Below are 25,114 nucleotides of genomic sequence, written 5' to 3' on the forward strand. Positions count from 1 at the left end.
GGGTGATGTTGTTGTAATCAGCGTCCGCCGCGTTCGGGCTTGTCGGGGCGCTCGGGTTTTTCGGGCTTGTCCGGATGATCCGGCTTGTCGGGGCGATCGGCCTTGTCGGGGTGATCCACCTTGGCGATCTTGTCTGCCTTGTCGGCATGGCTGGCTTTGTCGCTGTTGTCGCCGTGCGCGATATCCGCGCTGTCGGGCACGGGGCCGTGCGCCTTGGCAGCGCTCATCACGTCGCCCAGCTTGAGGTTCAGCGTCTTGGCGATGGCGCCCCAGCCCTGGCCTTCGGCGCGCAGCGCGAGCACACCGGTCAGCTGCACCGGACCCTTCGGGCCGGTGACCGTGCCACCGTTCAATGCGGCTTCGAGCTGTGCGGCGGTCGGCTGGGTGATGCCTGCGGCCTTCAGCTCGGCCTGTGCCAACGCGAGGGAGATATTCACGTTGCCGTAGCCGAGCGGGTGCGTGCTTGGCGTAAACGTCGTCTGCACGGCAGGCGTGGTCGCCGTCGCCGGCGTCACCAGCACGATGGCGGTGCCGCTGCGCAGGCCCGTGACCAGCGACTGCGCGTTGGTGGCAGAGCCGGCGAACGTGGTGTACGAGGCGGCGAGCCTGCTGCTTTCCTGGCCGCTCGTCGATGCCGTCTGCGTGGTGGGTGCGGTGTCGGCCAGCACCAGCGAGCTGCCCATGCACAGGCCGATGGCCACGCTCAGCGTGGTGAGTACATGTAGGTGCTTCTTCATCGATTGCCCCTTGAAGGTGATGATTCGTTCCCTTCGAGGCGCCCTTGGGCATCAGATGAACTCCGCACCTGCCATGCGGTTGTGCAGCAACCCCTGCTCACTCCGACGGCCTCGGCGGCGGATACTGGCGGACTCGACCACGCAAGAAAAGAGCGTGCGCGCGCAAGTTCAGCAAGCAGAAGAAAACCCTTCAGCCGCGAGTCAAAGAGCGCTTCCTTTCGTGCGCGAAGTCGCAGAAAACAAGGGTTTTTCTTGCACGAAACTGTGCGCGACGAAGCGTTGGTCGGGCGAGGACATAGCGACTTTGCTTAGCGCTTCCTTAGCAGGCATGGCGCGCCGATCGAATTTTTGTGCGATGTTGTCGCCGCGTCGAACGGAGTCAAACCCGGCGACGTCCATAGAACACTTCCACGCCCTAGTACGGAGTCAACATGAAGCGCCTATTTTCACTCGTCGTTGCGGCGACCTTGCTCGCAGGTAGCGCAGTGGTCCTCGCCTCGCCGCAAGGTCACGGCCATGGGAATGGCCATGGCAACGACGACGATGCCCGCTGGGACGATGGTGATCATGGCCACGGCCATAACCCCAAGGACGAAGGCCGCCACGACAACGGCAAGCACAAGGGCTGGTACAAGAAGGGCGATCGCCTGCCTGATCAGTACTACACGCGCGAGTACTACGTGACCGATTACGAGCATTACCACCTGCGCCGTCCCGATCCGGGCTACCGCTGGGTGCGTGCCGACGGCGGGCAGTTGTACCTGACGCTGATCTCCAGCGGTGTGGTGATCGATATTGCCGCGGGTTTCTGAGCGACTCCATCAGCTCGACACCAGAGCCATCGCCCGCAACGGCGGTGGCTTTTCTTATGGATCAACCCGGACGATGTGACGCGTGCGCATCGCGTGCTGCGATCGTGTCGGCGATTCGTCTTTCCAAAAACGGGGCCTTCGATGCGAAGGCCCCGCGCATGGCTACACGTGCAGCGCGATCAGAGGTTGCTGTTGAGGTTGGTCACGATGGTGCTGCCGAAGCCGCTGGCGTAGTCCCAACCCGTGGTCGCCGTCTCGCCGCCGTTACTGCCCGACGTGATGTCGTGGTAGCTGTTGGTGGCGACCTGGTACAGATGCGGTGCGGCGAAACCCAGCGTGGAGTGGCCGGCGAGCATGCGCGCCCAGGTCGCCGCGAACAGCGGCGCGGCGAGGCTGGTGCCGCCGTACTGCGCGTTGCTGCCGTTGACGATGATGATCGAGCCGGAATTCGGATCGGCATCCATCGCGACGTCGGCCACGTCGCGCGTGGTGCCGCCGCCCTGCGTCTGCCAGCTCGGCTTCGGCTCGACGGTGCTCGGGCTGCCGCCGGCCTTGGACCACAGCGTCTCGCCGGCCCAGCTGTTGCCGGTACCGGTGGTGAGCGTGGTGCCGCTCACTGCGACCACATACGGCGAACTCGCGGGATAGCTCGGCGTGGTGCCGCGGGGTGCCTTGCTGCATTCGTTGGAGCCGGAGTCGCCGGTGGAGACGGAGAACGTCTGGCCCTGCGACACGCCCAACGCGAAGATCTGGTCGTCGGCTGCCATCGAGCCGTCGCTGTGCGCGCTGGTTTCGCACTCGCCGAGCGACACGTTGATCACGCGCGCCTGGTTGTCGCTCACCGCCTGGTTGTAGGCGGCGGTCAGCGCGCTGTTGCTCAGCGAATTGGCCGCATAGAACATCAGCTTGGCGACGCCGCCGGACATGCCCACGATGTCCTGGCTGTCCAGATCCCATTCCGGCGTGCCGCTGGTGTCGGTGCCGGGCGTGCCGACCACGACCACCTGCGTGTTGACGGCCGGCAGGCCGTTGGCAGTGGTGAAGGAGGTGAGGTCCTTCAGCGGCTGCGTCATGTCGCCGTCGCTGATGATGCCCACCGTGATGGTCGACGCCGTCGGCGTGCTGCCGGCGTTGTAGATCGTCGGGAACGTCGTCGGGTTGTGGCCGGTGACGCCGGTGGTGGCGTTGGTGCCGACGCGATCGGCTGGCTTGAGCATGGTGTGTGCGTGCGACACGGTCTGCAGACCGACCACGGACAGCACGCTGTCGGCGAGTTCGGCAGGCACCTTGGCATCATCGATGTTGGCGTAGGCATCGCGACCTTCCGCATCGTGCGCCTTGATCAGGCGCGTGGCGAACGCGGTCTGCGCGGCGCCGGCATTGCCGTCGGCGGAGATCAGCATACGGTTCGGCGCCACCGTGATGTGGCTGAAGCCGGCCTTGCTCAGGTGATCGACCACGGCCTGCACCTGTGCGGCGCTCGGCGAGAACATCGCGACGGTGTCCGACGCACTGAGCTTCGTGTGATACGCGGCGCTGTTCGGATTGTGCGAGGCCGCGATGAAATCGTCGAGCGTGGAACGGTTCTGCAGTTTCATCACCACTTCGATATGCACCGGCGTGCTCGCATCGGCGAGATCGGCGGCGGTGGCGGTGGCGGCGAGTTCATGGGCATGGGTCGCCGTGGTCTTCCATGGCGTCCCCGCCGTTGCCTGCGCACAAGTCATCACACCAAGCGCGGCAACCAGTGCAACGCACAGCGAGGATTTCTTCATCTGCATGAGTTGTTCTCCCTCTTGTCGAGCTGATGTCCAGCTCTGGAATGTTGTGATCGCCCAACGCGGGCGAGAGGCTGCTCACCTTGGCCGCCGTTCCGTGGCGTGCTCCCCAGCACGCTCCTTATTTTGGAAAGAAGGTCCGCTCCCCACTCGACGCTAGCATGGCGCGCATGCATCACCGCATAGGCAAAATTCCGAAGTGCGCACTCGTGCGCGCTCGCAATTTCATGCGGACGTGGGGTTTGAAACGTTTCGTGGAGGAAGGCTGACGCGTGTCTTTCGAACCGGCGCAAGCGACGCGAAAGTTTGCATCGCGCGCGCATGGCTGTGCACGCGATGAAGGATCAGACCTCGAGCGTGAAGCCGATCTTCAGCGTGACTTGCCAGTGCGCGATCTTGCCGCCTTCGACATGGCCGCGAACGTCCGTCACGTGGAACCAGCGTATGTCGCGTATGGTCTTGGATGCGCGTTCGATGGCGACGCGGATGGCGTCGTCGCTGCTCTTGCTGGAAGAGCCGGTCAGCTCGACGGACTTGTAGACGTGTTCGGACATGACGCGACTCTCCTCGTGGTGATGCGCGTGATCGCGCACATTGTTGCCCGCGGCACTGCACACCCGGTCGCGGCTATGGGATGTGAAGAGCGCACGACATCGCTGTCATGCGCCCGCCGTCACGTTTCCATTGGCGGTTTCGCGAAACCTTCACGGCCCGGCTAAGCCGCGCGAAAGCGCCTGCGATTACGTTTCCCGGACCTTGCTTCTGGGGCGCAGCGATGGGCTGCGGAAGGCGAGGCATCCCCGGCTGTGTCAGTCACGGCTCTAGGTTTTGCGTGCACGTGGCGCGCAGCCAGGTCACCGGTTAGATCACTCGCATCTTCTGGAGGGGAACATGGCACTACATCGCATCACAGGGCTCAGCGTGGCGCTGGGGTCGGTCATTGCCTTGGCCGCGGGCAACGTGCACGCGGACGGCAATGGCAATGCAGAGGTGACATCCGCCGTGCAGCACGATGTGCTGCATTCGTTGCGCGGCACGATGCCCAGGCCCGACGATTTTTCCAAGGGACCACGCAATCATCCGTTGCATCCGCTGCCGTGGCTCGACGGTCCGGGCAATCCGCCCGATGGCGCGCTGCAAGGCAACCCCGGCGGTACGTTCGCACCGACACTGGGTTCGGGCGTGGACGGCGTCGGCAACGGCTTCAGTGGACCGCAAGGGACGTTCACCGTGAACAGCGCGCCGCCGGATACCAACGGCGCAGTGGGCGCCACGCAGTACGTACAGATCGTCAACACCGGTTTCGCCGTGTTCGACAAGGCCACCAAGGCGGTGGTGTATGGCCCGGTGCAATCCAACACGTTGTGGTCGGGCTTTGGCGGCCCGTGCGAAACCGACAACGATGGCGATGCGACGGTGGTGTACGACAAGGCCGCCAATCGCTGGGTGATCTCGCAGTTCGCGGTGACGGCGGCGCCGTACTACCAGTGCGTGGCCGTATCCGCCACGAGCGATGCGACCGGCGCGTATTACCGCTACGCGTTCCCCTACGGCAGCGTGTTCCCCGACTATCCGAAGATGGGCGTATGGCCCGATGCGTATTACGAAACCTTCAACATGTTCAACGGCAACACCTTCGCCGGTGCGAAGCTGTGCGCCTATGACCGCAACGCGATGCTGAGCGGCGCTGCCGCCACGCAGCAGTGCTTCCAGTTGTCGACCAGCTATGGCGGCGTGCTGCCGTCGGACCTGGACGGCAGCACCGCACCGCCGGCCGGCTCGCCGAACTACCTGCTCAACTTCGGCGCGAACTCGCTCAACCTGTGGAAGTTCCACGTGGACTGGAGCAATAACGCCAACACCACGCTGACCGGACCGACGTCGATCCCGGTGGCCTCGTTCTCGGCTGCGTGCAGCGGTGGCACCTGCGTGCCGCAGGGTGGCGTGAAGCAGAAGCTGGATTCGCTGGGTGATCGGCTGATGTTCCGCCTGGCCTATCGCAACTTCACCGATCACGAATCGCTGGTGGTCACGCACTCGGTGAAGGTCGGCACCAGCCGGCAGAATCCGTACACGGGCGTGCGCTGGTACGAGATCCGCAGCCCGGGCACGACGCCCACGGTGTACCAGCAGTCCACGTTCTCGCCCGATACCAGCTACCGCTGGATGGGTTCGGTGGCGATGGACAAGCAGGGCAACATGGCCTTGGGCTACAGCACGTCGAGCAGCACGTTGCATCCGGCCATCCGCTACACCGGCCGCCTCGCCACCGACGCGCTCAGCACCATGCAGGCCGAAAACAGCATCCTGGAAGGCCTCGGCTCGCAGACCGGCAGCAACCTTGCGCGGTGGGGCGACTACAGCGCGATGACCGTCGATCCGGTGGACGACTGCACGTTCTGGTACACCAACGAGTACCTCAAGACGAACGGCGCGTTCAACTGGAGCACGCGCATCGCATCGTTCAAGTTCCCCGGCTGCCAGTAAGCCCTCGGCCGTCCAGACGCCCCCGCTTTGGCAGGGGCGTTTTTTTTGCGCGGAACATCGGTGATGGCCGTGGGATGCGTGGGCATTTCACGCGCCACGTCACAGTTTGATGGGCTCGCGGATTTGGATCGGTTTACGCCAGCCTGTCGTCGAGATTTCTTGGCGCCTCCTTCACATCGCAAATGAATGATGGAACGGCCGTGACTTCTTGCGTTCGGTCGCGCTGGGGAGGCGGGTTGTCCCGCTGGTCATCTTGGAAGGAGCGATGCCGGTGTGGGTCATCCATGCCGCTACGGGCGGCTGCGCGCATGCAATGCCATGGCGATACCACGCTGCGCGGCGGCCGGACGCCGTCTGTTCTTGCGTCGTGCCCGGGAGAGGCACGCCGTTGGGGAAAAACCATCGTCGCAGGCTCGACGCCTCGAGCGGCCGGCCATCCATGGCCGGTCGGGTCCGGACAGGAAGTCACGGGACCACTTCGACCCACACTTGGGGATCTGCATGAGCATGCACAGGAAATGGTTGGTTGCTTCGCTTTGGCTGGCTTTCGGCACCTCGGCGATGGCTGCGGATTTCGGTACGTCGCCGCCGCCTTCTTCGAAATTCGACGTGAGCCCGCTGCAGAGCGACCAGACGTATACCGGCTTCATCGTCACCTACAGGAACGGCAGCAGCGAGCGTGGCAATGCCAACGCCGCCGTGCAGAACGTCGGCGTCGCGGCGGGACGCGCGAAGCTCGGCGGTGGTGCGACAGCCTTCGCGCGCGGACTCAACGTGCATTATGGCCGCAAGCTGGCGACGGGCGCCGACCTGCTGCGCACCGAACGTGCGCTGTCGTCGACCGAAGCGGCGGCGCTGATCCAGCAGATCGCCGCCGACCCCGCCGTGGAATTCGTAGAGCCGGAGTACCTGTTGAAGAAAGTCGACGGCATCAAGCCGGCTGGCGCGGCGACCTTCACCGTGCCGAACGACCAGTACTACGCGTCGTACCAGTGGGACTACCTGGCGGCGACGGGTGCAAACTTCTTCGACAACACGCTCAATGCGAACGTCGCCAACTGGGGCGGCGCGAACATCCAGCAGGCATGGAGCCTCGCTGACGGCACGGGCATCGTCATTGCCAGCCTCGATACCGGCGTGACGAACCATCCCGACCTCAACCTGTCGCTCGCCAACGCGGGCTACGATTTCATCAGCACGGCCTCGGTGTCCGGCCGTTCCACCAACGGCCGTGTGGCCGGCGGCTGGGATACGGGCGACTGGGTGACGGCCGGGCAGTGCGGCACCGGCCAGCCGGCCGAAGACAGCAGCTGGCACGGCACGCACGTGTTCGGTACGGCGGGTGGCGAATACACCAACAACAGCACCGGCATGGTCGGCACGGCGTTCGGTGCGCAGGTGTTGCCGGTGCGCGTGCTTGGCCATTGCGGCGGTTCCAACGCGGATATCGCCGATGCGATCACCTGGGCGTCGGGCGGCAGCGTGTCGGGCGTGCCCGCCAATGCGCATCCTGCGCAGGTGATCAGCATGAGCCTCGGTGGTTCCGGCAAGTGCACGTCCGGTAGCGTGCTGGGCCAGGCCATCACCGGCGCCATCGGGCGCGGCGCGACCGTGGTGGTCGCGGCCGGCAACAGCAATGCCAATGCGTCGAACTATTCCCCGGCCAGTTGCGCGGGTGCAGTGACCGTGGCGGCCACGGGCATCACCAGCACGCGTGCCTACTACTCCAACTACGGTTCGCTCGTCGCGATCGCCGCGCCGGGCGGCGGCGTCTACAAGAACGATGCGTCCACCGGCACGCAGGCCACCACCGGCTTCATCTGGTCGACCATCAACGCAGGCACGACCACGCCGACCACGGCAACCTATGGCGGCATGGCCGGCACCTCGCAGGCGACGCCGCATGTGGCCGGCGTGGTGGCGCTGATGCAGAGCTACCGGCTCGCGCTCGGCAAGTCGCTGCTGACGCCTGCGCAGGTGACCTCGCTGCTGAAGTCGTCGGCGACCGCGCCTCACGTGAAGCCCAGCGGAAGCAAGACGATCGGTGCGGGCATCGTCAACGCCTACGCCGCGGTGCAGGCCGCCGGCGCACAGCCGTAACGGCACAGGGCCGATGCGTGGAACGCATCGGCCCTTCTTCCCGGCTCAGCGCTTGGTGGCGCCGGAGCCTTTCGCCATCTGCGCGCAGGCATCGCCGTAGCTCTGCAGGCGGTTGCGCACCGATTCGAGGTAGATGGTGAAGCCATAGCGCACCGCGCCGCCGCGATCGGCGAGCCATGCACCGACCGAACGTGCGGCGAGAAACTGCGGGAGCTGCGCAAAGGGAACGGGCCGGCTGATCATCACCGATTCGCTGGTGGCGCTGAAGGCGTCGCGGTCACCCGGCAAGGTCTGCTGGTTGTCGATCTCGAAGTAGGAGCGAGTGGCGCGCGACACCAGCTTGCGCGCACGTTCCACGCCGACCATGTAATAGGCGGTGACCGTGAGGCCGTCGGGTTTGCACAGCAGGGTGATGCGGTACTGTCCGTCGCGCGCGCTCTGCCCGAGCGTCAGCAGGGGCGCATTGCCCATCATGTGATAGCTGACGGTTGGCGCAAGGCGACCGTTGTTGGCGAGCCCCGAGTTGATCATCTCATCGCCCGTCAGCACGGCGGGATCGGCCTGGATCTTGCGGCCGTACTGCGCCTCGGCGGTGAGGTTGAGCTCCTTCAGATAGGCGTCGACATCGTCGGGTGCCTGCGCCGCGTTGCCTGGCTGCGTGCGCAGGGGCAGCGCGCCGAACCGGTCATTGCCGGTGGGTGACCAGCGGAACAGGCCGCCCATGTAGGCGAGCGTGCAGGCATCCATGCATACCGCCACCTTGGAGGTCGGCGTCGTCGAGCGCGAGGGCTTGCGCGGTACGCCCAGGTGCGTGGCGATCGACTGCGCGCGGAACAGCCGGCCCAAGGCGATGCCGGCACGCATGTCGCCGCCGGGGGAATTCAAATAGACGTCCGAACCCACAGGCACCTTGCCCGAACGCACCAGTGCTTCGAAGCGGTCCGCCGCGCCTGCGTCGATGGTCCCGTAGAGATAGATCTGTGGAACCTTGGCCACGGCCAGCGTGAGCTTGTCGGCATTGACCTGGATGGCCATCTGGCCGGGCGTGTCCGCACGCTTGTCAGGCGTGGCGCCATGCGCGATGGCGGCGGATGCCAGGCCAGCGCAAGCCAGCAGTGCGAGTCTCAGGCGGCGGACGCGTGTGCGTTTGAGCTGTTTCGCTTCTGTATCAGTGGCCTGCACGTGACTGACTCTGGCATGGAGACCGCACAGTCTGCCTTGCCGGACCTGTCCGCGGAGTTAAGGCGATACTTAGTCAGTGTCGCCTTAAATGCGACGGGCGTCCGAAGGCCGGACGTCCGTGCGTTTGTCCGCGGACGCATGGCGTTTTCAGCGCGCGCCGTGCAAGTGCCGGTGTCCAAACGATTTTTGCGTGGCGCGAGGCTTGGCACGGCGCTTGCCATGGGTGTCAGCAACAGCGTGTCCCAGCGACATGCCTCGATCACTGCCTGTCGGTGCACGAATCACCGGACGGGCTCGAAGAACAACAGACAGGAGTCTTACGCATGTCCCGCAAGTCGTATCTCGTTTCGTTGCTGTTTTCCGCCGGCGTTGTCCTCAGCCATGCATTCGCTCCCGCCGCCATGGCGGATGAGGCCAGCGCGCCGGCCAAGGACAGATCGATGATGTCGCGCGACCAGGTCACGCGCATCCTCGACAGCAATCGCATGATCCTGCCGGGGCAGGGCGTGGATGAGAAGGTCAAGCTGCACATCAACGGCATCGACCAGTGGATATCGATCCGCGGCAAGGATCGCCGCAACCCGGTCCTGCTGTTCCTGCACGGCGGCCCGGCCGCGCCGGCCATGCCCGAGGCCTACACCTTCCAGACGCCGTGGGAGGATTACTTCACCGTGGTGCAGTGGGACCAGCGCGGCGCGGGCAAGACGTATCGCGCCAACACCGAGGAAGCGATGGCGCCCGGCATGTCGGTGAAAGGCATGACGGACGACGCCGAGCAGGTGGTGACCTATCTGCGCGAGCGCTTCGGCAAGCAGAAGATCTTCCTGCTGGGCCATTCGTGGGGTTCCATCCTCGGCGTCACGCTGGCGCAGCGTCATCCGGAATGGTTCTACGCCTACATCTCGACCGGGCAGGTGGTGAACGGCCGCCGCAACGAAGAGGTGGGCTTCAACTACGCCCTGCGCAAGGCGAAGGAAGAAGGCAACCAGACGGCCATCCGCGAGCTGGAGGCGATGGCGCCTTATCCGGGCAATGGTCCGCTGACGCTCGATCGCATCGGCATGCGCAGCAAGTGGGAGATGTATTACGGCGGCCTCGCCTGGGGCCGCAAGGACTACCAGTTCGATGTGGATGCCGAGGAACTGTCGCCCGACTACAGCCGCGAAGACCTGGATGCGATCGACAAGGGCAGTCTGTTCTCGCTCAACCACCTGCTGCCCGCGTTGCTTGCCACCGACTTCGACCATGTGACGAACTTCGGTTGCCCGGTGATCGTGTACGTCGGCGCGCACGACTACACCACGCCGCACGAAGTGACCGAAGCGTGGTACGCGAACATCCACGCGCCGTCGAAGAAGCTGGTGTCCTTCGCCGATTCCGCACACATGATGATGCAGGAGCAGCCGGGTCGCTTCCTGATGCACCTGGTGACGGATGTGCTGCCGCTGGCGCAGAAGGCGGGTGATGGGGCGCCGGCCGAAGTGGAGCGCGATCGCTGAGCAGCCCGCATCGTGCGGCAGCAACGCGGCGGACCGTCCCCTGCGGATGGCCGCCGCGGATCAGTGGCATCAGTTCGTCAGCGACATATGCGCCAGTGCGTCGCGCATCGGTTGGCTCGGCACGATGATGAAGCCCCGGAACAGCGTGTCGAAATCGACGATGACGTAGACCACCGAGGCGAGCAGGATCGATCCCAGGCCGATGGTCACCAGGGCCAGCGCGTTGTGCGGCGCGATCAGACCGAAGCTGAGGAAGATCACGAACAACCAGAAGGCCAGGGTCAGGAAGAACGGCAATGAAATGGAACTGTGGGCTTCCTCGATCAGCTTCCAGTGCGCGCTCATCGCACGAGCGAACTGTTCGAGGCCTTCGCTGCGCAGGGATTGGTGGTAGGGGTCCGTTACAGGGAGCCGCCGCACCTGCTTGCCTACATCATTCAGCATCTGGTCGAGACGAGCGTCGTCGATGTTCTCCGTAACGTCCTTGGGTGAAATGTCTTTGGGGTAATAGTCGCCGGGAGGCCGTCTTTCGTGGGGCCATATGCTGGCGATCGTGCCCGCGGTATAGGAGCGCAGCAACGCTCGCGCCTGGTCGCCCTCATCGCCGTAGGCGCGCAGGGTGGAGTCCAATTGGATCAGGTCCGATGCGAAGACATGGAAGTCGTCGGCGACGATGTCAAAGCTGGACTTGGCGGACGTGGTCAGCAGGCTCAGCATGAGTGCGGCAAACGTTACCAGCATGCCGTTGACCAGCTGCACCAGCTGGACGGTTTCCTGCGCCTTGTGCTCTTCGGGCAGGACACGTCGGACGCCCAGGCCAATCAGTGCCGCGGCGACCAATGCCGTAAAAATACCTAGGGTGGACGTGGCCGGAAACAACATGTCGTGCCCCTGGAGCGCCGCCTCACTGGCGGCACTATCCTGGCGCTGGCCCGTGAAGATCGCGCAAACGGTGCCTTGGCATCGAGCCCGTCAACGGCGCTTGCGATTGTCCGCGCGTCTTCGCGCGTCGTTGAGACTCAGTCTCCTAGGATGCGGCGGGGCGGGCCTGCGTGCTCTGCCGAGTTGACGGGGAACGATGCTCTTTACCGCGGCCCTGGCCTGGGCCGTCCTATGGCGGCGACACACGCTGAGTCATGCGAAGGAGTGTCGAGATGAGCGCGACCGAAGGCGGCTCCGTGCCGAGTGTGCTGATCGTCGACGACACGCCGGACAACCGGCTCCTGTTGTCCGAACTGTTGAAGCCGTTGTATCGCGTCCAGCTGGCTGCCGACGGTGCGGAAGCGCTCGCCATCGCCAACGGCGAGGACAAACCCGACATCATCCTGCTCGACGTGATGATGCCCGGCGTCTCCGGCTTCGATGTCTGTCGCCAGCTCAAGGCGAAACAGGACACGCGCGATATCCCGGTGATCTTCCTCACCACACTGGACGCCGCCGAGGACGAGACACGTGGACTGGTGCTGGGCGCGGTCGACTACATCACCAAGCCGATCAGTCCGCCGGTGGTCCTGGTGCGCGTGGCTACCCACCTGCGCCTGAAGGCGGCGGCGGAGTTCCTGCGTGACAAGAACGCCTACCTCGAACAGGAAGTCGTGCGCCGCACGGTCCAGACCAGGACGGCCCAGGAGGTGACCATCCTCGCGCTGACGTCGCTGGCCGAGGCACGGGACAATGAAACGGGCAACCACATCCGCCGTACCCAGCATTATGTGAAAGCGCTGGCGGACCACCTGAAGGATCACCCGCGTTTCGCCGCGGAACTCGACGACGCGACGCGCAAGCTGCTGTTCCAGTCCGCGCCGCTGCACGACATCGGCAAGATCGGTATTCCCGATTACATCCTGCTCAAGCCGGGCCGGCTGACGCCGGAGGAATACGAGGTCATGAAGACCCACACGACCATCGGTCGCGATGCGCTGCAACGGGCCGAGGACCAGCTGGGCATGAACCTGCCGTTCCTGCGGCTGGCCAAGGAAATGGCCCACGGCCACCAGGAGCGATGGAACGGCTCGGGCTATCCCGAAGGTCGCAGCGGCGAGGACATTCCGCTGTCCGCCCGCCTGATGGCGGTGGCCGATGTCTATGACGCGCTGATCAGCCCGCGGGTCTACAAGCGGGGCATGCCCCACAACGAAGCGACGGCGTTCATCGCACAGCGGCGCGGCGTCGATTTCGACCCCGACATCGTCGATGCCTTCCTGCAGCTGCAGGGCGAATTCGAAGCCATTGCCCGTCGCTTCCACGACGACGTGGCGGGGCATTCGCTGCACGAAGGTCGCGCTGTCTGATATCTCGCCCGGTGCGGAGGGGACGCACATGAACGCCGTGCTCGAACGCCTGGAACGACTTCCCTTGCGGCTGCGCCTGCAGTTGGGCTTTGGTGGGATCCTGCTGCTTGCGGTGCTGATCGGCAGCCTCGGCATAAGCGTGCTGAAGGAGCAGCGGGACCAGATCAGCCGCCTCTATGAAAAGGACATGCTGGGGCTGGCGCATATCGCGGCGGCGCGGACAGCCCAGGCCGATGTGGGGCAGAACTTGCGGCAGGCCGTGCTGGTGGGCCCGGGCGAGGCGCAGCAGGAGGCGCTGCAGCAGATCGCCGATGCGGCGACACAGACGCGCCAGGAGATCGAGCTGGCGCGGCCGCACGTCTTCCGGGACGAGAGCCTGCGCAACCTCGCACTTTTCGACGTGGCGTTCACCGACTACCGAAGCCAGGTGCAACAGATCGTCGCGACGCTGCGCGAACCGGCGGAGCCGGGCCGCGCCGATCCCAACGCCAGGGCGGCAGCGTTGCTGACTTCGTCGGAGTTTCGCCGCAGCGATACCGCCGTGAAGACCACGTTGGCCAGCCTGGCGGAAGCCAAGCAGAAGGGCGCGACCGACGAGGTGCATGAAGTCTCGACGCGATTCCTGCACATGGTCCAGATCACGCTGTGGCTGCTGGCGATCAGCGTGGGCATCGGCATCGTATTTGGCAGCATGATCAGCCGCTCCATCCGGCGGCCTGCGGACGGCCTGCGGCGGGCGCTGGACGCCTTGAGTGCGGGCGATCTGGATGTCGACGTTCCCTACACCGATTATCCCAACGAAGCGGGCGACCTGGCGCGGGCGATCGTCACCCTGCGGGACGAGGCGCGCCAGGTTGCCGGCCAGCGTTGGGTCAAGACCCACGTGGCTTCCATCAGCCGTGAAATGCGCGCCACCACCGGCGCCGACGAGCTGGCCAGGCAGTTTCTGTCCACCATTGCGCCGCTGCTTCGCATCGGCCACGGCACGCTGTACGTCTATGACGAAGAGGCGCGGCTGTTGCGACTGGCGGGGCACTACGCGGCGGAACAGGCACCGCCGACGCTTCGGTTGGGCGAGGGCTTGGCCGGCCAGTGCGCGGTGGATCGGCTTGCGATCACGCTGGCGCAGCCGCCGGCCGGTTACCTACAGGTGAGTTCATCGCTCGGAGAGAAGGCGCCGTCGGACATCCTCGTGTTGCCCGTGCAGCGCAACGAACGCCTGTTCGGCGTGATCGAGCTGGCCAGCCTGTCGCCATTCGATGCGAGCCGGCGCGAGCTGATGAACGAGCTGATGCCGATACTCGCGGCCAACATGGAAATCCTCGAGCGCACGGCCAGCACGCACAAGCTGCTCGAGGAGAGCCGTCGCCAGGCCGAGGTGACGGCGCGCCAGGCCGTCAGCCTCAAGGCGCAGACCGTGGAGCTGGAAACCAAGCAACGCACGATCGAGGCAGCGCGCGCGTGGTATCTCGGCATCATCGAGTCGGCGCCCGACGGGATGATGATCGTCGATGACGAAGGGCGCATCGTGCTCGCCAATCCGAAGCTGGAGGCGATCTTCGGTTACGGCACCGGCGAATTGATCGGCGCAGGTGTCGAACAACTGGTGCCCGCTGCGTCGGTGGCGCAACACGCCGGCCTGCGCCATCAGTTCCTTGGCGAGGGCATCAGCCGCAAGATGGGCGCGGGCAACGTCGACCTGCATGGGGTGCGCAAGGACGGCAGCGAACTGTCGGTCGAGATCGGTCTGTCGTTTCTGCCGGAGCTCGACGGGCAGGGCACGTGCGTGTGCGCCTCGGTGCGCGATGTAAGCGAGCGGCGCATGATGGAAACCGCCTTGCTGCGCAGCGAAGAACGGCTGCAGTACATCCTCGACCGGAGCCCCATCAGCATTGGCGTTTCCACTGGAGGACGCATCCGTTTCACCAACCCGAAATACGTCGAGACCTTCGGCATGGAAACGGGCGGCGACGTGATGCGGCTCTACGTCGATCCCGCCGAACGCGAGCGACTGGGCGAGCGCCTTGCCGCGGGTGAGCCGATCTCCGGCATCGAGATACAGATGTACGACCGCGATCGTCGTCCGCGGGACATCGTGGCGAGCTACCTGCCGATCACCTGGGACGGCGAAAGCGGCATGCTCGGCTGGTTCATCGACATCACCGAACGCAAGGCCGCGCAGGATGCCGTCGTGCGAGCCAAGGAGGTGGCGGAGGAAGCCACGCGGGCCAAGAGCGATTTCCTGGCGAACATGAGCCACGAAATACGCACGCCGATGAACGCCATCATCGGCATGAGCCACCTGGCCCTGCAGACGGATCTCAATGCGAAACAGCGCAACTACGTCGAGAAGGTACATCGCTCGGCGGAAAGCCTGCTCGGCATCATCAACGACATTCTCGACTTCTCGAAGATCGAGGCCGGGCAGCTGCATATGGAGCAGGTACCGTTCCGGCTCGACGACGTCATGGATCACGTCGCCAGCATCGTGGGCCTCAAGGCGGAGGAGAAGGGTCTGGAACTGCTGTTCCAGACGGCGCCCGACCTGCCCACGGCGCTGATCGGCGACCCGCTGCGACTGGGCCAGGTACTGCTCAACCTGGGCAACAACGCGGCCAAGTTCACCGAGCACGGCGCGATCGTGATCGGCGCCGAACCGGTGGCGAGTGACGGCGACGAGGTGGAACTGCATTTCTGGGTCAGGGACAGCGGCATCGGCATGACCGAGGAGCAGCGCAGCCGCATCTTCCAGTCTTTCGTGCAGGGCGATTCCTCCATTACGCGCCGATACGGCGGCACCGGCCTGGGCCTGGCGATCTCCCGCACGCTGGTCAAGCGGATGCACGGCGATATCTGGGTGGAGAGCGAGCCCGGCAAGGGTTCGACCTTCCACTTCAAGGCGCGTCTCGGCGTGCAGCCGGGTGCACCATCGCAGGCGGTGCTGCTGGCCGACACTTTCCAGGGTGTTCGCGTGCTGGTGGTCGACGATAACGAGGTGGCGCGCGAGGTGCTCTCGGGCATGGTGCGCGGCATGGGGCTGGAAGCGGATATCGCCTGCGACGGCGAGGAAGCGCTCAGGCTGTTCGACTGGGCGCAGCGTCATCGGCGTCCCTACCAGCTGGTGCTGATGGACTGGAAGATGCCCGGCATGGATGGCATCGAGACCGTGTCGCGCCTGCACGCCCGTGGCGAAGGCGGACCGGTGACCGCGGTGGTGATGGTGACTGCGTATAGTCGTGACGAAGCCCTGAGCGAGGCGCAGCTGCGGCAGGTGAAGTTGGGCCAGGTACTGACCAAGCCAGTGACCGCTTCATCACTGATGGATGCGTTCGCCCAGGCGCTTGGCAGGAGCATCCAGGTGGTGCGGCATACGGACCGCCAGCGCCACCGCCATGATGATGCCAAGGCAAGACTTGCGGGCTGCCGCATCCTGCTGGTGGAAGACAACGCGTTGAATCGCGAGCTGGCGCTGGAGCTGCTGCAGTCCGCCGGCATCGACGTGGTGGTGGCCTGCAACGGCAGGGAAGCGGTGGAGACGCTGGCGGCCGAACCCAGGTTCCATGGTGTGCTGATGGATTGCCAGATGCCCGTAATGGACGGCTATACCGCTGCGCATGACATCCGCGAACGACTCGGCATGAAGCGCCTGCCCATCATTGCGATGACGGCCGACGCCATGGCGGGTGACCGCGAAAAGGCGCTGGCGTCCGGCATGAACGACCATATTCCCAAGCCACTCGACGTGGACGGGATGTTCGCCACCATGGCGCGCTGGATCAAGCCGCGGCTTGTCACCGACGACGGGCCGGTCGTGGCCGACCGCGGGTCACCTGAGGGATTTCCGGCGCTTCCCGGCATCGATACGCAGGCCGGCCTTCGCATGTGCGGCGATATCCCTTCGTTGTATCGCCGCATGCTGCGGATGTTTCGTAGCAATTACGCCGAGTTCGATCGCCTGTTCCGCGAAGCGGAGCACGATGATGACCCCGGCGCCGCCTGCCGGCTTGCGCATTCGCTGCGGGGTTCCGCGGGCAATATCGCTGCGCGCGATGTGGCGACGGCGGCAGGCGAACTTGAGCAAGCATGCCGCAACCCAGCGTCAGGAGAAGACATCGAGCGTTCGCTCGCCGCGGTGTTGCAGGCGTTGCGCCCCGTGATGGATGGTCTGTCCGCATGGGATACCGAGTTCTCTGGCTGACGCTGCCTTGCGTGTTTCTCAACGTTTTTCGGGCACCAGCAAGGTGACCACGAAGCGGAAACCCCAGCCCTTCTGCCCCGCGTCCGTGTGCTGCGCCCAATAGCGCACGCCGCCGGTGAAGCTCACCGGGTGACCACCGATGCGCACCAGCTTGCCGATCGTGGCATTGACGGGCACCGCCCATCGGTGCGCCTTCCAGTCGTAGGAGGACTCGGCGTTGAGCCCGTACGTCCATGCCGTGGGCGTGTTGTAGCTGAGGAAGGGCTGCAGGAAGGTACTGCTGATGTCCGGGTGCGTCCTGTCGTTGCCGACCTTGGCGATGGACCAGATGTGGTTGAACAGGAAGCCATACGTCCATGCGTGATCCTGCTTGAGCACGATCGCCGTCGGTCCCAGTCCCCATCGCTTGCTGCCGAGCAGATCGTCGGTGGCCGTAGGGATGAGAAAGGCGGGGCCTGCGCCCCAGATGATGCCGCTGCCGGAGGACTTGGTTGGCGAGAAGAACAGGCTCTGCGTGATGTCGCCCAGTCCGAACTGGTGGCCCGCGCCTGGCGCCATGTCCGACTGGTCGACCACCGGGAGGATGGTGCGCGAAATCATGTTCCAGCCGTTGCCGACGGGCACGGGGATCACCGGCTGGATGTTCAGGTAGGTGCGATGACCATCGTCCAGCGGACCGATGTTCTGGTCATAGTTGAACTGGAACGGCATGCTGATCATCGCGGCGACCGGATTGGACAGTTTCTTGGCGAGCTCCGCGTTGTCCTCGTTCGCCTGCGCATGTGCAGCGATGGACATGACGGCAGTGCCGGCGACGATCACGGATCGGGCAATAGGCATGCGGGTCTTCCTGGGCGGGGGGAAGAAGGCGTGTGGTCGCGATCGCTGCGTGCGCAGTCGGCAAGCGCAGGCATCGCGGCACGGGTTCGCCTGGCCCAAGCCTGCCGGCCACGCGAGGGCGCGATAAGCGCAAATCCTCGGTAGCGCACTCCGTAGTTTTACGTAGACCGGCTAGGTGGAATTGCGCTTGTTCCCCATCGCGCGCGCAACCACCCTGATGCCCATATCCATGGCGTCAGGCACCTACCGCCCCACGGCAAGCCTGGCCGGCCCACCCCATCCGTCGAGATGCCATGAAAAAACGACTTGCGCTTGTTCTGCTTCTGCTGGCGGCCGCTGTGGCCGTTCCTGTCCACGCCACGGAAGGCGCGCTCGGACGTGCAATCACGGGCGTGCAGGCCACGTCCTACTCCGGCCTCGTTCCGCCCACGCCCGGCTGGAACTGGGGCGTGGCCTATGCGTACTACAGTGGCTCGATCAGCGCATCAAAACAGGTGCCCATCACCGGCGGCGGCGTTTCGCTCGGCCTGAAGGCCGAATTCCAGCTGCTCAACCTGGCCGGCGTCTACATCTGGGACACCAAGCCGTCGGCATGGAATTTCGCCAGCGAGATCGTCGTGCCGTTCGCCTATGTGGATGCGAACGTGAACACCTCGTTCGGCAATTTCTCGCGTGGCCTGAGCGATCACGACAGCGGCCTGTTCGACATGACCTTCGTGCCGGTGATCGCCAGCCACCACTTCAGCCAGACGCAGCACCTGTCGCTCGCGCTCTATATCTATGCGCCCACCGGCAGCTACAACAAGGGACAGCTGGCGAACGTCAGCCTGAACAACTGGACGTTCTCGCCCACCGTGGGTTACACGCAGCTGTTCCAGCAGGGCACGCTGGAGTGGAGCCTTACCTCGGCGGTGGATTTCTACACGAAGAACGACGACACCGATTACCAGAACGGCGCGGTGTTCCGCATCGACTCGTTGCTGGTCAAGCGCTTCCCGTCGGGTTGGGGCGTGGGCGCCGTGGGTGGATGGATCGAGCAGATCGAGAAGGACAGTGGCCCGACCGCCGATCGCCTCAACGGTTTCAAGGGCCGTGCGCTGGCGCTGGGACCGATGGTGAACTACCTGAAGAAGTGGCAGGGCGGCCAGGTGGAGTTTTCAGGACGTTGGTTGCACGAGTTCGACGTGAAGAACCGACTCAAGGGCAATCCGTTCATGCTGTCGGCGACGATCTCCTTGTGATGGCGGACGCGAGCATGCGCAGTCAGCCGGTGCTGCCGACGTAGCGGCGGCAATGATCGAGGTAATCCTTCTCGTGCACTGGCAGCAGGCCTGTCACGGCTGACCACAGCCACGAGGGCGCTTCCAGCGTGCGCGAGTGGCGGCGCCTGAGCTCGGTGCACCAGGCCTTGCGGGTGTCTGCATCCATCTGCCGCGAATGCGCCTGGCCGACGACGTGGGCGAGATAGGCGGCGACCTGGCGTGCCCGTTTGCGCTTGAGGCGCGCGATGTCGATCTTGAGGTCCTGCGGCAGCAATTCGCGAACGAATACGGGCCTGTCGAGCAGGCGCGCCGGCCGCATGCGTTCTCCCAGGGCGGGCGACAGGTGCCGAGCCGCCGTCACCACGCGTTCGGCGGGGTCGCGTGGCATGCGTACGCCAGGCGCACGCGGGGCTATCGGTGGTCCTGCTTCCTTGATGTCGACAAGGCACAGGTCGTCGCCATCGACGACGTTGCCGTCCACATCCACCAGTACGGCGTAGCGCAGTTTGCCCAGTGAACTGCAACCCTTGCGCCAGTAGGCCGCGTCAAGCAGCTCCACCTTGCCCTGCGCTTGGCGATGGCGAAGCTGGGTGAGCAGCGCATCGATGCCGGGGTCGCGCACGAGCTCGCGGATCGCGCGTCGTTCGTTCGCTTTCAGCGGCCAGAACTCTTTGCCCAACGGAAACGCCAGTTCGTTCCCGGGCAGGCGTTCGCGAGCCAGCGACTTCCAGCTTCGTCGCAGCGCGCGCTTCATCACCAGCTTGATGCTGGGCGGCATGTCCGGTTCGGGCTGATCGTTGTCGGGAAAAGCCGCCTCATAGCCGTCAAGCATCGCTTCCATCATGTGGGCGGTGGCGATGCCGGGCAGATCGGAACCGCGCGCGGACATCGCCAGCGACAGGGCCAGCCGGATCAGGTCGTGCGCCGGATGCCCGATGACGCTCTGGTCGAAGTCGCGGATCTGTATGTGCACGCGTCCTTCGTCATCGGCCACCGGGCCGATGTTGCCTATATGGCAGTCCCCGCAGATCCATATCGCCGGGCCGGCGGGAAGCGAAGGCGCCGCGCGTGAATCCAGCCATTCGTAAAACCGTGCGGTATTGCCCCGCACGTATGCGTGGGCGGAGCGTGCCATCTTGGTGTTGCGGCGTTCGATCAGCGCGCGCTGTCGGCGCGCGGGTGCAACGGTGGCATGCGAGGACATGGGCGCTCTCGGACGGTAGCGCGGCACTGTCGCGGACCCCGCATGAAGAAAGCGTCACATGCCGGCGGCTTGTCGCCGGCGTCGACGAGTCAGTGCTGCTCTTCGGCGGCGTCGTAGATGCACGAGAGCACCGCGGCGGCCGCGGCATACAACGTGGCCGGCACTTCCTGGCGCAGCCGCAACGAGGCGAGCAGTCCGGCCATCTGCGGATCGTGGTGCAGCGGAATGCCCAGCGCGCGTGCGCGCGCCAGCAACGTCTCCAGCGACTCGGGCGGCAGGTTGGCGTTCGATGCAGACTCAGCCGGTCCACCGGAAAGGCGCAGGGTGACGCGTCGGCGGGCGGGAGGCAGCGGCGTGGTCATGCCATGGTCTTCAGCAGGATGGCGCTGTGCGGGCTGCTCGCGTGCGGCAGGCCTTGCTGGCAGCTCAACTGGTCAAGGATCAGCCCGGTGGCGGCCAGTTGCTGGCGCAGCGGACCGAACAGATGCTCCAGCTTGTGCACGGTACTGGCGCGTTCGGCCCACAAGCGGACACCGAGGCGAAGGTCGCGCAATTGCAGTTCACCTTGCACGGGACCCAGCGCCGGCAGGTCCAGGGTGAAGCCCAGTGTCCATGCGGATGCCTCGTCGGCTTCGACGTTGTGCTGAAGCTGGATCTGCAGGATGTCCCGGCCGTTTTCGCCCTGCAATGGAATCTCGATCATCCACGCCGGCACCGTGGTGGCTTCCAGCTGCGCCACTTCCACGCGCGCGAGCGCCGCGTGTACCTCGCCATGCAGGCGACTCAGCAGTGCATCGACGTCATCGTTGAGCAGCTCCGGCGGCAGCGCCACGCGCGGTTGCGGCAGCAGACCGCGCTGCTGCAGTGGCGGCGGCGTTTCGCTGCCGCTTGAACTGCTGGCACGTCGCGCGGGCAGGTAGTCGTCCAGCAGGCTGGCCAGGCGCAGCAGGGCGCCCTTCCAGTCCTCCTGGCTCAGCGCGGCCATATCAAGGTGCGACTGGGCCAGCTGGGATTCGAGGAACAGTCCGCTGCGCGTGATCGCTTCGCGCAGGCCTTCGCCGCGCGTGACTTCCGCAGGCGTGCGCACCACGTGTTCAAGCAGTGCCAGCGCGGGGCGCAGGTAGGGGGGGAGCTGGCGCAGCGCCGGTCGCTGCGCGAGCGCATCCAGCGTGGCGAGCAAGGGCGCGTAGCCGTTCTGCTGCGGCAGCCGCTCGCGCATCGCCACCTGGATGGCCGGCTCGGGCGTGTGCGGCATGATCACTTCCAGCTGCGGCTGCGCGCCCAGCGTCAGCACGCGCACCTGGAACTGCGACGGCAGCTGGCTGCGCGGCGCTTCCGCTTCCACCGCAAGCGCGCCGATCTGCAGCACCATCAGGCCATCCGGATTGAGCCCCAGCGGCCGCGCAGCCAGCACCGTGCCGATGCGCCAACTCTCGGCTGCACTGCCGGAAGCGGCGCCGGCCCAGGTGAGGGCGGCAAAGCTGGTGGGTTGGATGACCAATCAAGACTCCTTGCGGACGGGATTCGCGCGCGCCCCTTCCGTGCACTCTGGATCGGCCGTGCCAGCAGGAACTTGAGGGGCGACTTTTGTCGGGTCCGTCACAGCTTTTCCGGGCGCCAAAATCGCTAAAGCCGTCGCTGATATGGCCGATAAGCACCCCGTAGACGCCCGTGGGGCGCAGCGAGGACAGGCCATGGGAAGCAAGTCGAACCCCCAACGCAAGGCAGGCGAGGCGCGCGTGATCGCGCTGCCGACGGATTTCCGCCTGACCGAACTCGCCGACGTGAAAGCCGGCCTGTTGCAGGCACTGGAAGCACCGTCCGTGCAGATCGACGGCGCCGGCGTGGAGCGCGTGGACACGGCCGCGCTGCAGCTGCTGCTGGCGTTCCGCCGCGCGGCTTCCGCGCAGGGGCTGCCGGCCTCGTGGCTGGGCGTGAGCGAAACGATGCGGGATGCGGCAGGCATGCTTGGCCTGACGCAGGCACTGGAATTGCCGGCAACCATGCCGGCCTGAAACTGAGGTGGAAGATGGCAAAGATTCTTGCAGTGGACGATTCGGCTTCGATGCGCGGCATGGTGGCCTTCACCCTTCGCGGCGCCGGTCATGACGTGAGCGAAGCCGAGAACGGCCAGCTCGCCCTGGACGCTGCCCGTGGCGGTCGCTACGACCTGGTGCTGGCGGACGTGAACATGCCGGTGATGGACGGCCTCAGCATGGTGCGCGAGCTGCGCACGATGCCCGAATACAAGGGCGTGCCGATCCTGATGCTGACCACGGAGTCGCATACCGACAAGAAGATGGAAGGCAAGGCCGCCGGCGCCACCGGCTGGCTGGTGAAGCCGTTCGATCCAGAGCAGCTGCTGGCGACTGTCAAGCGCGTGCTGGGCTGATGCTTTTAGCCCCTCTCCCTCCGGGAGAGGGGTTGGGGTGAGGGTACGGCGCCTGCGCAGTGTTGAGAGTTGAGGAATCCCTCAACGAAGCGCTTCGCCCGCACCCTCATCCGCCTGCCGGCACCTTCTCCCAGGGGAGAAGGGTCTACATCTGCAAGTCACCGTTCCACTAGAGAAGCATCCCCATGAGCAAGGCCGGTCTGGCGCAGTTCCAACAGGTGTTCATCGAGGAGAGTCTGGAAGGACTCGACACGATGGAGTCGTCGCTGCTCGCGCTCGACAACGGTGGCGACGGGGAACTGGTACACACCATTTTCCGCGCGGCGCATTCGATCAAGGGCGGTGCGGCGACCTTCGGTTTTCCGGAGATGTCGTCGTTCACGCACGAGGCAGAGTCGCTGCTGGACGAGGTGCGCAGCGGCAAGCGCACCATCGACGGTGCCATCATCGAACTGCTGCTGCGCACGGTCGATTGCCTGCGCAGCATGTTCGCCCGTGCCCAGGCCGGCGAGCCGTTGAATGACGCCGTCGCCGAAAGCCTGCGCAACGAACTCGCCGCCATGATGGGGCGCGGTGCGCCGGCCGCTGGCGTGCAGGCGCGTCGCAACGTGGACCAGGCCGATGCCTGGACCATCCGCTTCCGTCCGCACGCAGGCATGCTCGCGGGCGGTAACGAGCCGCTGCGCCTGATCCGCGAACTCGCCGGCCTCGGCGAACTCACCGTGACGCCGGAGCTGGATCGCGTCCCCGAGTTCGCCAAGCTCGAACCCACCGAGTGCCATCTCGGCTGGACCATCGAGCTGAAGGGGCCGGTCAAGCGCGCGGATATCGCAGGCGTGTTCGACTGGGTGGAAGACGAATGCGACCTGTCCATCGACGCGAAGCACGTCGTGGCCGAGGTCGCACCGCCGCCGGTTGCCGTGGCTGCCGCGCCGGCTGCCAATGTCGCCGATGCCGGCGCCGCGCGTGCACAACGCGAAGCCAGCGCCGAATCCAGCTCGGTGCGCGTGTCGATCGACAAGATCGACGGACTGATCAACCTGGTGGGCGAGCTGGTGATCACCCAGTCCATGCTCGACACCTTCCGCGAAGGCGAATTCGACGCCGCGCGCATGGCCGTGCTCGAACACGGCCTGGCCCAGCTGGCGCGCCACACGCGCGAGCTGCAGGAAAGCGTCATGGGCATTCGCATGTTGCCCATCGCCTCCGTGTTCAACCGCTTCCCGCGCATGGTGCGCGACATCAGCCAGAAGCTCGGCAAGCAGGTGAAGCTGGAGCTGATCGGCGAACAGACCGAACTCGACAAGACGGTGCTGGAGAAGATCGGCGATCCGATGGTGCACTTGGTGCGCAACGCGATCGACCACGGCCTGGAGACGCCGGACAAGCGCCGAGCCGCCGGCAAGGGCGATACCGGCACGCTGACGCTCTCGGCCTCGCATCGCGGCGGCAGCATCGTGGTGGAAGTGTCCGATGACGGCGCGGGCCTCAACCGCGACGCCATCGTGGCCAAGGCCGTACAGCGCGGCCTGATCGCCAGTGGCGAAGGCATGAGCGACGACGCCGTGGCCGAACTCATTTTCCAGCCGGGCTTCTCCACGGCCGCCGTCACCACCGATCTTTCCGGCCGTGGCGTGGGCATGGACGTGGTCCGCCGCAACGTGGCCGATCTCGGTGGCACCGTGGTCATCCGCAGCACGCAGGGCAAGGGCAGCGTGTTCACCATCACCTTGCCGCTGACGCTGGCGATCATCGATGGCCTCACCGCAGCCGTGGGTGAAGAGCGTTACATCGTGCCGCTGGTGTCCATCGTCGAGTCGGTGCAGCTGAAGGCCGACGCGGTGCGCAGCGTGGCCGGTGGCGGCGAGCTGTTCCGCTTCCGTGGCGAATACCTGCCGGTGATCCGCCTGCACGACGTGTTCGGTTGCGGCGACGCCATCCATGCCATCGACGAAGGTTTGATGGTCGTAGTCGAAGGCGAGGGCACCCGCGTAGGCCTGTTCGTCGATGGCCTGATCGGCCAGCAGCAGGCGGTGGTGAAGTCGCTGGAAGCGAACTATCGCCGCGTGCAGGGCATTTCCGGCGCCACCATCCTCGCCGATGGTTCAGTGGCGCTGATCGTGGACATCGCAGGCCTCGTGCGCCTGCAGAGTCGACGCAAGGCGGCCTGATCCCAGGCCTGGTCTTTCCTGGCGATGCCGGTCTCGATCGGCATCGCTGTCCAGACAACCTCGAACAAGTCGCGACAGGAAGCCGCGGCCGCTGGCGTGCGGCCAGCGAATGGCAGTGCAGGGAATGAATCCGGGCCATCGCAGAACCGCCCATTTCATTT

The 25,114-nt window shown here is 65.4% G+C and carries 19 protein-coding genes; 10 read left to right on the forward strand and 9 right to left on the reverse strand.

Features of this window, described 5'->3' with window-relative positions; translation table 11 throughout:
- Positions 1-17: 17 nt before the first annotated feature.
- Positions 18-737 (reverse strand): hypothetical protein, encoded by a 720-nt coding sequence (locus tag CA260_RS05165; RefSeq protein WP_111981326.1) that lies wholly within the window; start codon positions 735-737, stop codon positions 18-20.
- Positions 738-1,168: 431 nt separating this feature from the next.
- Between CA260_RS05165 and CA260_RS05170 the strand changes: the two genes are divergently transcribed.
- Positions 1,169-1,549, forward strand: a complete 381-nt coding sequence (locus CA260_RS05170; RefSeq protein WP_111981327.1) for an RcnB family protein — start codon at positions 1,169-1,171, stop codon at positions 1,547-1,549.
- A gap of 179 nt (positions 1,550-1,728) precedes the next feature.
- On the opposite strand, the gene CA260_RS05175 is transcribed toward CA260_RS05170, so the two are convergent.
- The gene (locus CA260_RS05175) at positions 1,729-3,330 is read right to left on the reverse strand and encodes a S53 family peptidase (protein ID WP_111981328.1); all 1,602 of its coding nucleotides are present in this window, start codon (positions 3,328-3,330) and stop codon (positions 1,729-1,731) included.
- 341 nt (positions 3,331-3,671) lie between these two features.
- Entirely contained in the window at positions 3,672-3,881 is a 210-nt protein-coding gene (locus CA260_RS05180) for a dodecin (protein WP_111981329.1), read from the reverse strand.
- 337 nt (positions 3,882-4,218) lie between these two features.
- Here CA260_RS05180 and CA260_RS05185 point away from each other — a divergent pair, with 337 nt between their 5' ends.
- Together CA260_RS05185 and CA260_RS05190 are read left to right on the forward strand one after the other, a co-directional pair.
- Positions 4,219-5,814, forward strand: coding sequence for a hypothetical protein (locus tag CA260_RS05185; protein WP_111981330.1), 1,596 nt, complete (start codon positions 4,219-4,221; stop codon positions 5,812-5,814).
- 501 nt (positions 5,815-6,315) lie between these two features.
- A complete protein-coding gene (locus tag CA260_RS05190; RefSeq protein WP_111981331.1) occupies positions 6,316-7,914 on the forward strand; it encodes a S8 family serine peptidase in 1,599 nt (532 codons plus the stop codon).
- Positions 7,915-7,959: 45 nt separating this feature from the next.
- Here the strand turns inward: CA260_RS05190 and CA260_RS05195 are convergent, their stop codons facing one another.
- Positions 7,960-9,096 (reverse strand): hypothetical protein, encoded by a 1,137-nt coding sequence (locus CA260_RS05195; RefSeq protein WP_111981332.1) that lies wholly within the window; start codon positions 9,094-9,096, stop codon positions 7,960-7,962.
- Positions 9,097-9,419: 323 nt separating this feature from the next.
- Here CA260_RS05195 and CA260_RS05200 point away from each other — a divergent pair, with 323 nt between their 5' ends.
- On the forward strand, positions 9,420-10,595 hold the full coding sequence (locus CA260_RS05200; protein WP_238149613.1) for an alpha/beta fold hydrolase: 1,176 nt from the start codon (positions 9,420-9,422) through the stop codon (positions 10,593-10,595).
- Positions 10,596-10,664: 69 nt separating this feature from the next.
- Here the strand turns inward: CA260_RS05200 and CA260_RS05205 are convergent, their stop codons facing one another.
- A complete protein-coding gene (locus CA260_RS05205; protein ID WP_111981333.1) occupies positions 10,665-11,477 on the reverse strand; it encodes a hypothetical protein in 813 nt (270 codons plus the stop codon).
- Between the two features lie 272 nt (positions 11,478-11,749).
- On the opposite strand from CA260_RS05205, the gene CA260_RS05210 reads away from it, so the two are divergent.
- Positions 11,750-12,886 (forward strand): HD-GYP domain-containing protein, encoded by a 1,137-nt coding sequence (locus tag CA260_RS05210; protein WP_111981334.1) that lies wholly within the window; start codon positions 11,750-11,752, stop codon positions 12,884-12,886.
- A 28-nt stretch (positions 12,887-12,914) separates the two neighbouring features.
- Positions 12,915-17,084 carry a response regulator gene (locus CA260_RS05215; protein ID WP_172461723.1) on the forward strand — a complete coding sequence of 1,390 codons (4,170 nt, stop codon included), beginning with the start codon at positions 12,915-12,917 and terminating at the stop codon, positions 17,082-17,084.
- An 18-nt stretch (positions 17,085-17,102) separates the two neighbouring features.
- Here CA260_RS05215 and CA260_RS05220 read toward each other — a convergent pair whose 3' ends face one another.
- Positions 17,103-17,924 carry a transporter gene (locus CA260_RS05220; protein WP_172461724.1) on the reverse strand — a complete coding sequence of 274 codons (822 nt, stop codon included), beginning with the start codon at positions 17,922-17,924 and terminating at the stop codon, positions 17,103-17,105.
- A 293-nt stretch (positions 17,925-18,217) separates the two neighbouring features.
- On the opposite strand from CA260_RS05220, the gene CA260_RS05225 reads away from it, so the two are divergent.
- Positions 18,218-19,165: a SphA family protein gene (locus CA260_RS05225; RefSeq protein ID WP_111981336.1), complete on the forward strand. Its 948-nt coding sequence runs from the start codon at positions 18,218-18,220 to the stop codon at positions 19,163-19,165.
- Between the two features lie 22 nt (positions 19,166-19,187).
- On the opposite strand, the gene CA260_RS05230 is transcribed toward CA260_RS05225, so the two are convergent.
- The 3 genes from CA260_RS05230 to CA260_RS05240 form a co-directional block, all read right to left on the reverse strand.
- Positions 19,188-20,417, reverse strand: a complete 1,230-nt coding sequence (locus tag CA260_RS05230) for a DUF2252 family protein (protein ID WP_338065718.1) — start codon at positions 20,415-20,417, stop codon at positions 19,188-19,190.
- Between the two features lie 62 nt (positions 20,418-20,479).
- The gene (locus CA260_RS05235) at positions 20,480-20,752 is read right to left on the reverse strand and encodes an EscU/YscU/HrcU family type III secretion system export apparatus switch protein (protein ID WP_111981338.1); all 273 of its coding nucleotides are present in this window, start codon (positions 20,750-20,752) and stop codon (positions 20,480-20,482) included.
- A complete protein-coding gene (locus CA260_RS05240) occupies positions 20,749-21,891 on the reverse strand; it encodes a flagellar hook-length control protein FliK (RefSeq protein WP_111981339.1) in 1,143 nt (380 codons plus the stop codon). The genes CA260_RS05235 and CA260_RS05240 overlap by 4 nt, the downstream gene beginning before the upstream one ends.
- Positions 21,892-22,084: 193 nt before the next feature.
- Between CA260_RS05240 and CA260_RS05245 the strand changes: the two genes are divergently transcribed.
- From CA260_RS05245 to CA260_RS05255, 3 genes are all read left to right on the forward strand, one after another.
- Positions 22,085-22,405, forward strand: coding sequence for an STAS domain-containing protein (locus CA260_RS05245; protein WP_172461725.1), 321 nt, complete (start codon positions 22,085-22,087; stop codon positions 22,403-22,405).
- A 14-nt stretch (positions 22,406-22,419) separates the two neighbouring features.
- Positions 22,420-22,782 carry a response regulator gene (locus CA260_RS05250; protein ID WP_111981341.1) on the forward strand — a complete coding sequence of 121 codons (363 nt, stop codon included), beginning with the start codon at positions 22,420-22,422 and terminating at the stop codon, positions 22,780-22,782.
- A 185-nt stretch (positions 22,783-22,967) separates the two neighbouring features.
- A complete protein-coding gene (locus CA260_RS05255) occupies positions 22,968-24,953 on the forward strand; it encodes a chemotaxis protein CheA (protein WP_111981342.1) in 1,986 nt (661 codons plus the stop codon).
- Positions 24,954-25,114: the final 161 nt, after the last annotated feature.

It is taken from the genome of Dyella jiangningensis (assembly GCF_003264855.1).
GTDB classification, from domain to species: Bacteria; Pseudomonadota; Gammaproteobacteria; order Xanthomonadales; family Rhodanobacteraceae; genus Dyella; species Dyella jiangningensis_C.

What these genes read in the sequence shown, in the direction of transcription:
- CA260_RS05220 (WP_172461724.1), bottom strand. Translation starts at nt 17,924, where the DNA reads ATGCCTATTGCCCGATCCGTGATCGTCGCCGGCACTGCCGTCATGTCC.
- CA260_RS05210 (WP_111981334.1), top strand. Translation starts at nt 11,750, where the DNA reads ATGAGCGCGACCGAAGGCGGCTCCGTGCCGAGTGTGCTGATCGTCGAC.
- CA260_RS05185 (WP_111981330.1), top strand. Translation starts at nt 4,219, where the DNA reads ATGGCACTACATCGCATCACAGGGCTCAGCGTGGCGCTGGGGTCGGTC.
- CA260_RS05175 (WP_111981328.1), bottom strand. Translation starts at nt 3,330, where the DNA reads ATGCAGATGAAGAAATCCTCGCTGTGCGTTGCACTGGTTGCCGCGCTT.
- CA260_RS05255 (WP_111981342.1), top strand. Translation starts at nt 22,968, where the DNA reads ATGAGCAAGGCCGGTCTGGCGCAGTTCCAACAGGTGTTCATCGAGGAG.
- CA260_RS05235 (WP_111981338.1), bottom strand. Translation starts at nt 20,752, where the DNA reads ATGACCACGCCGCTGCCTCCCGCCCGCCGACGCGTCACCCTGCGCCTT.
- CA260_RS05190 (WP_111981331.1), top strand. Translation starts at nt 6,316, where the DNA reads ATGAGCATGCACAGGAAATGGTTGGTTGCTTCGCTTTGGCTGGCTTTC.
- CA260_RS05250 (WP_111981341.1), top strand. Translation starts at nt 22,420, where the DNA reads ATGGCAAAGATTCTTGCAGTGGACGATTCGGCTTCGATGCGCGGCATG.
- CA260_RS05200 (WP_238149613.1), top strand. Translation starts at nt 9,420, where the DNA reads ATGTCCCGCAAGTCGTATCTCGTTTCGTTGCTGTTTTCCGCCGGCGTT.
- CA260_RS05170 (WP_111981327.1), top strand. Translation starts at nt 1,169, where the DNA reads ATGAAGCGCCTATTTTCACTCGTCGTTGCGGCGACCTTGCTCGCAGGT.
- CA260_RS05180 (WP_111981329.1), bottom strand. Translation starts at nt 3,881, where the DNA reads ATGTCCGAACACGTCTACAAGTCCGTCGAGCTGACCGGCTCTTCCAGC.
- CA260_RS05225 (WP_111981336.1), top strand. Translation starts at nt 18,218, where the DNA reads ATGAAAAAACGACTTGCGCTTGTTCTGCTTCTGCTGGCGGCCGCTGTG.
- CA260_RS05205 (WP_111981333.1), bottom strand. Translation starts at nt 11,477, where the DNA reads ATGTTGTTTCCGGCCACGTCCACCCTAGGTATTTTTACGGCATTGGTC.
- CA260_RS05165 (WP_111981326.1), bottom strand. Translation starts at nt 737, where the DNA reads ATGAAGAAGCACCTACATGTACTCACCACGCTGAGCGTGGCCATCGGC.
- CA260_RS05215 (WP_172461723.1), top strand. Translation starts at nt 12,915, where the DNA reads ATGAACGCCGTGCTCGAACGCCTGGAACGACTTCCCTTGCGGCTGCGC.
- CA260_RS05245 (WP_172461725.1), top strand. Translation starts at nt 22,085, where the DNA reads ATGGGAAGCAAGTCGAACCCCCAACGCAAGGCAGGCGAGGCGCGCGTG.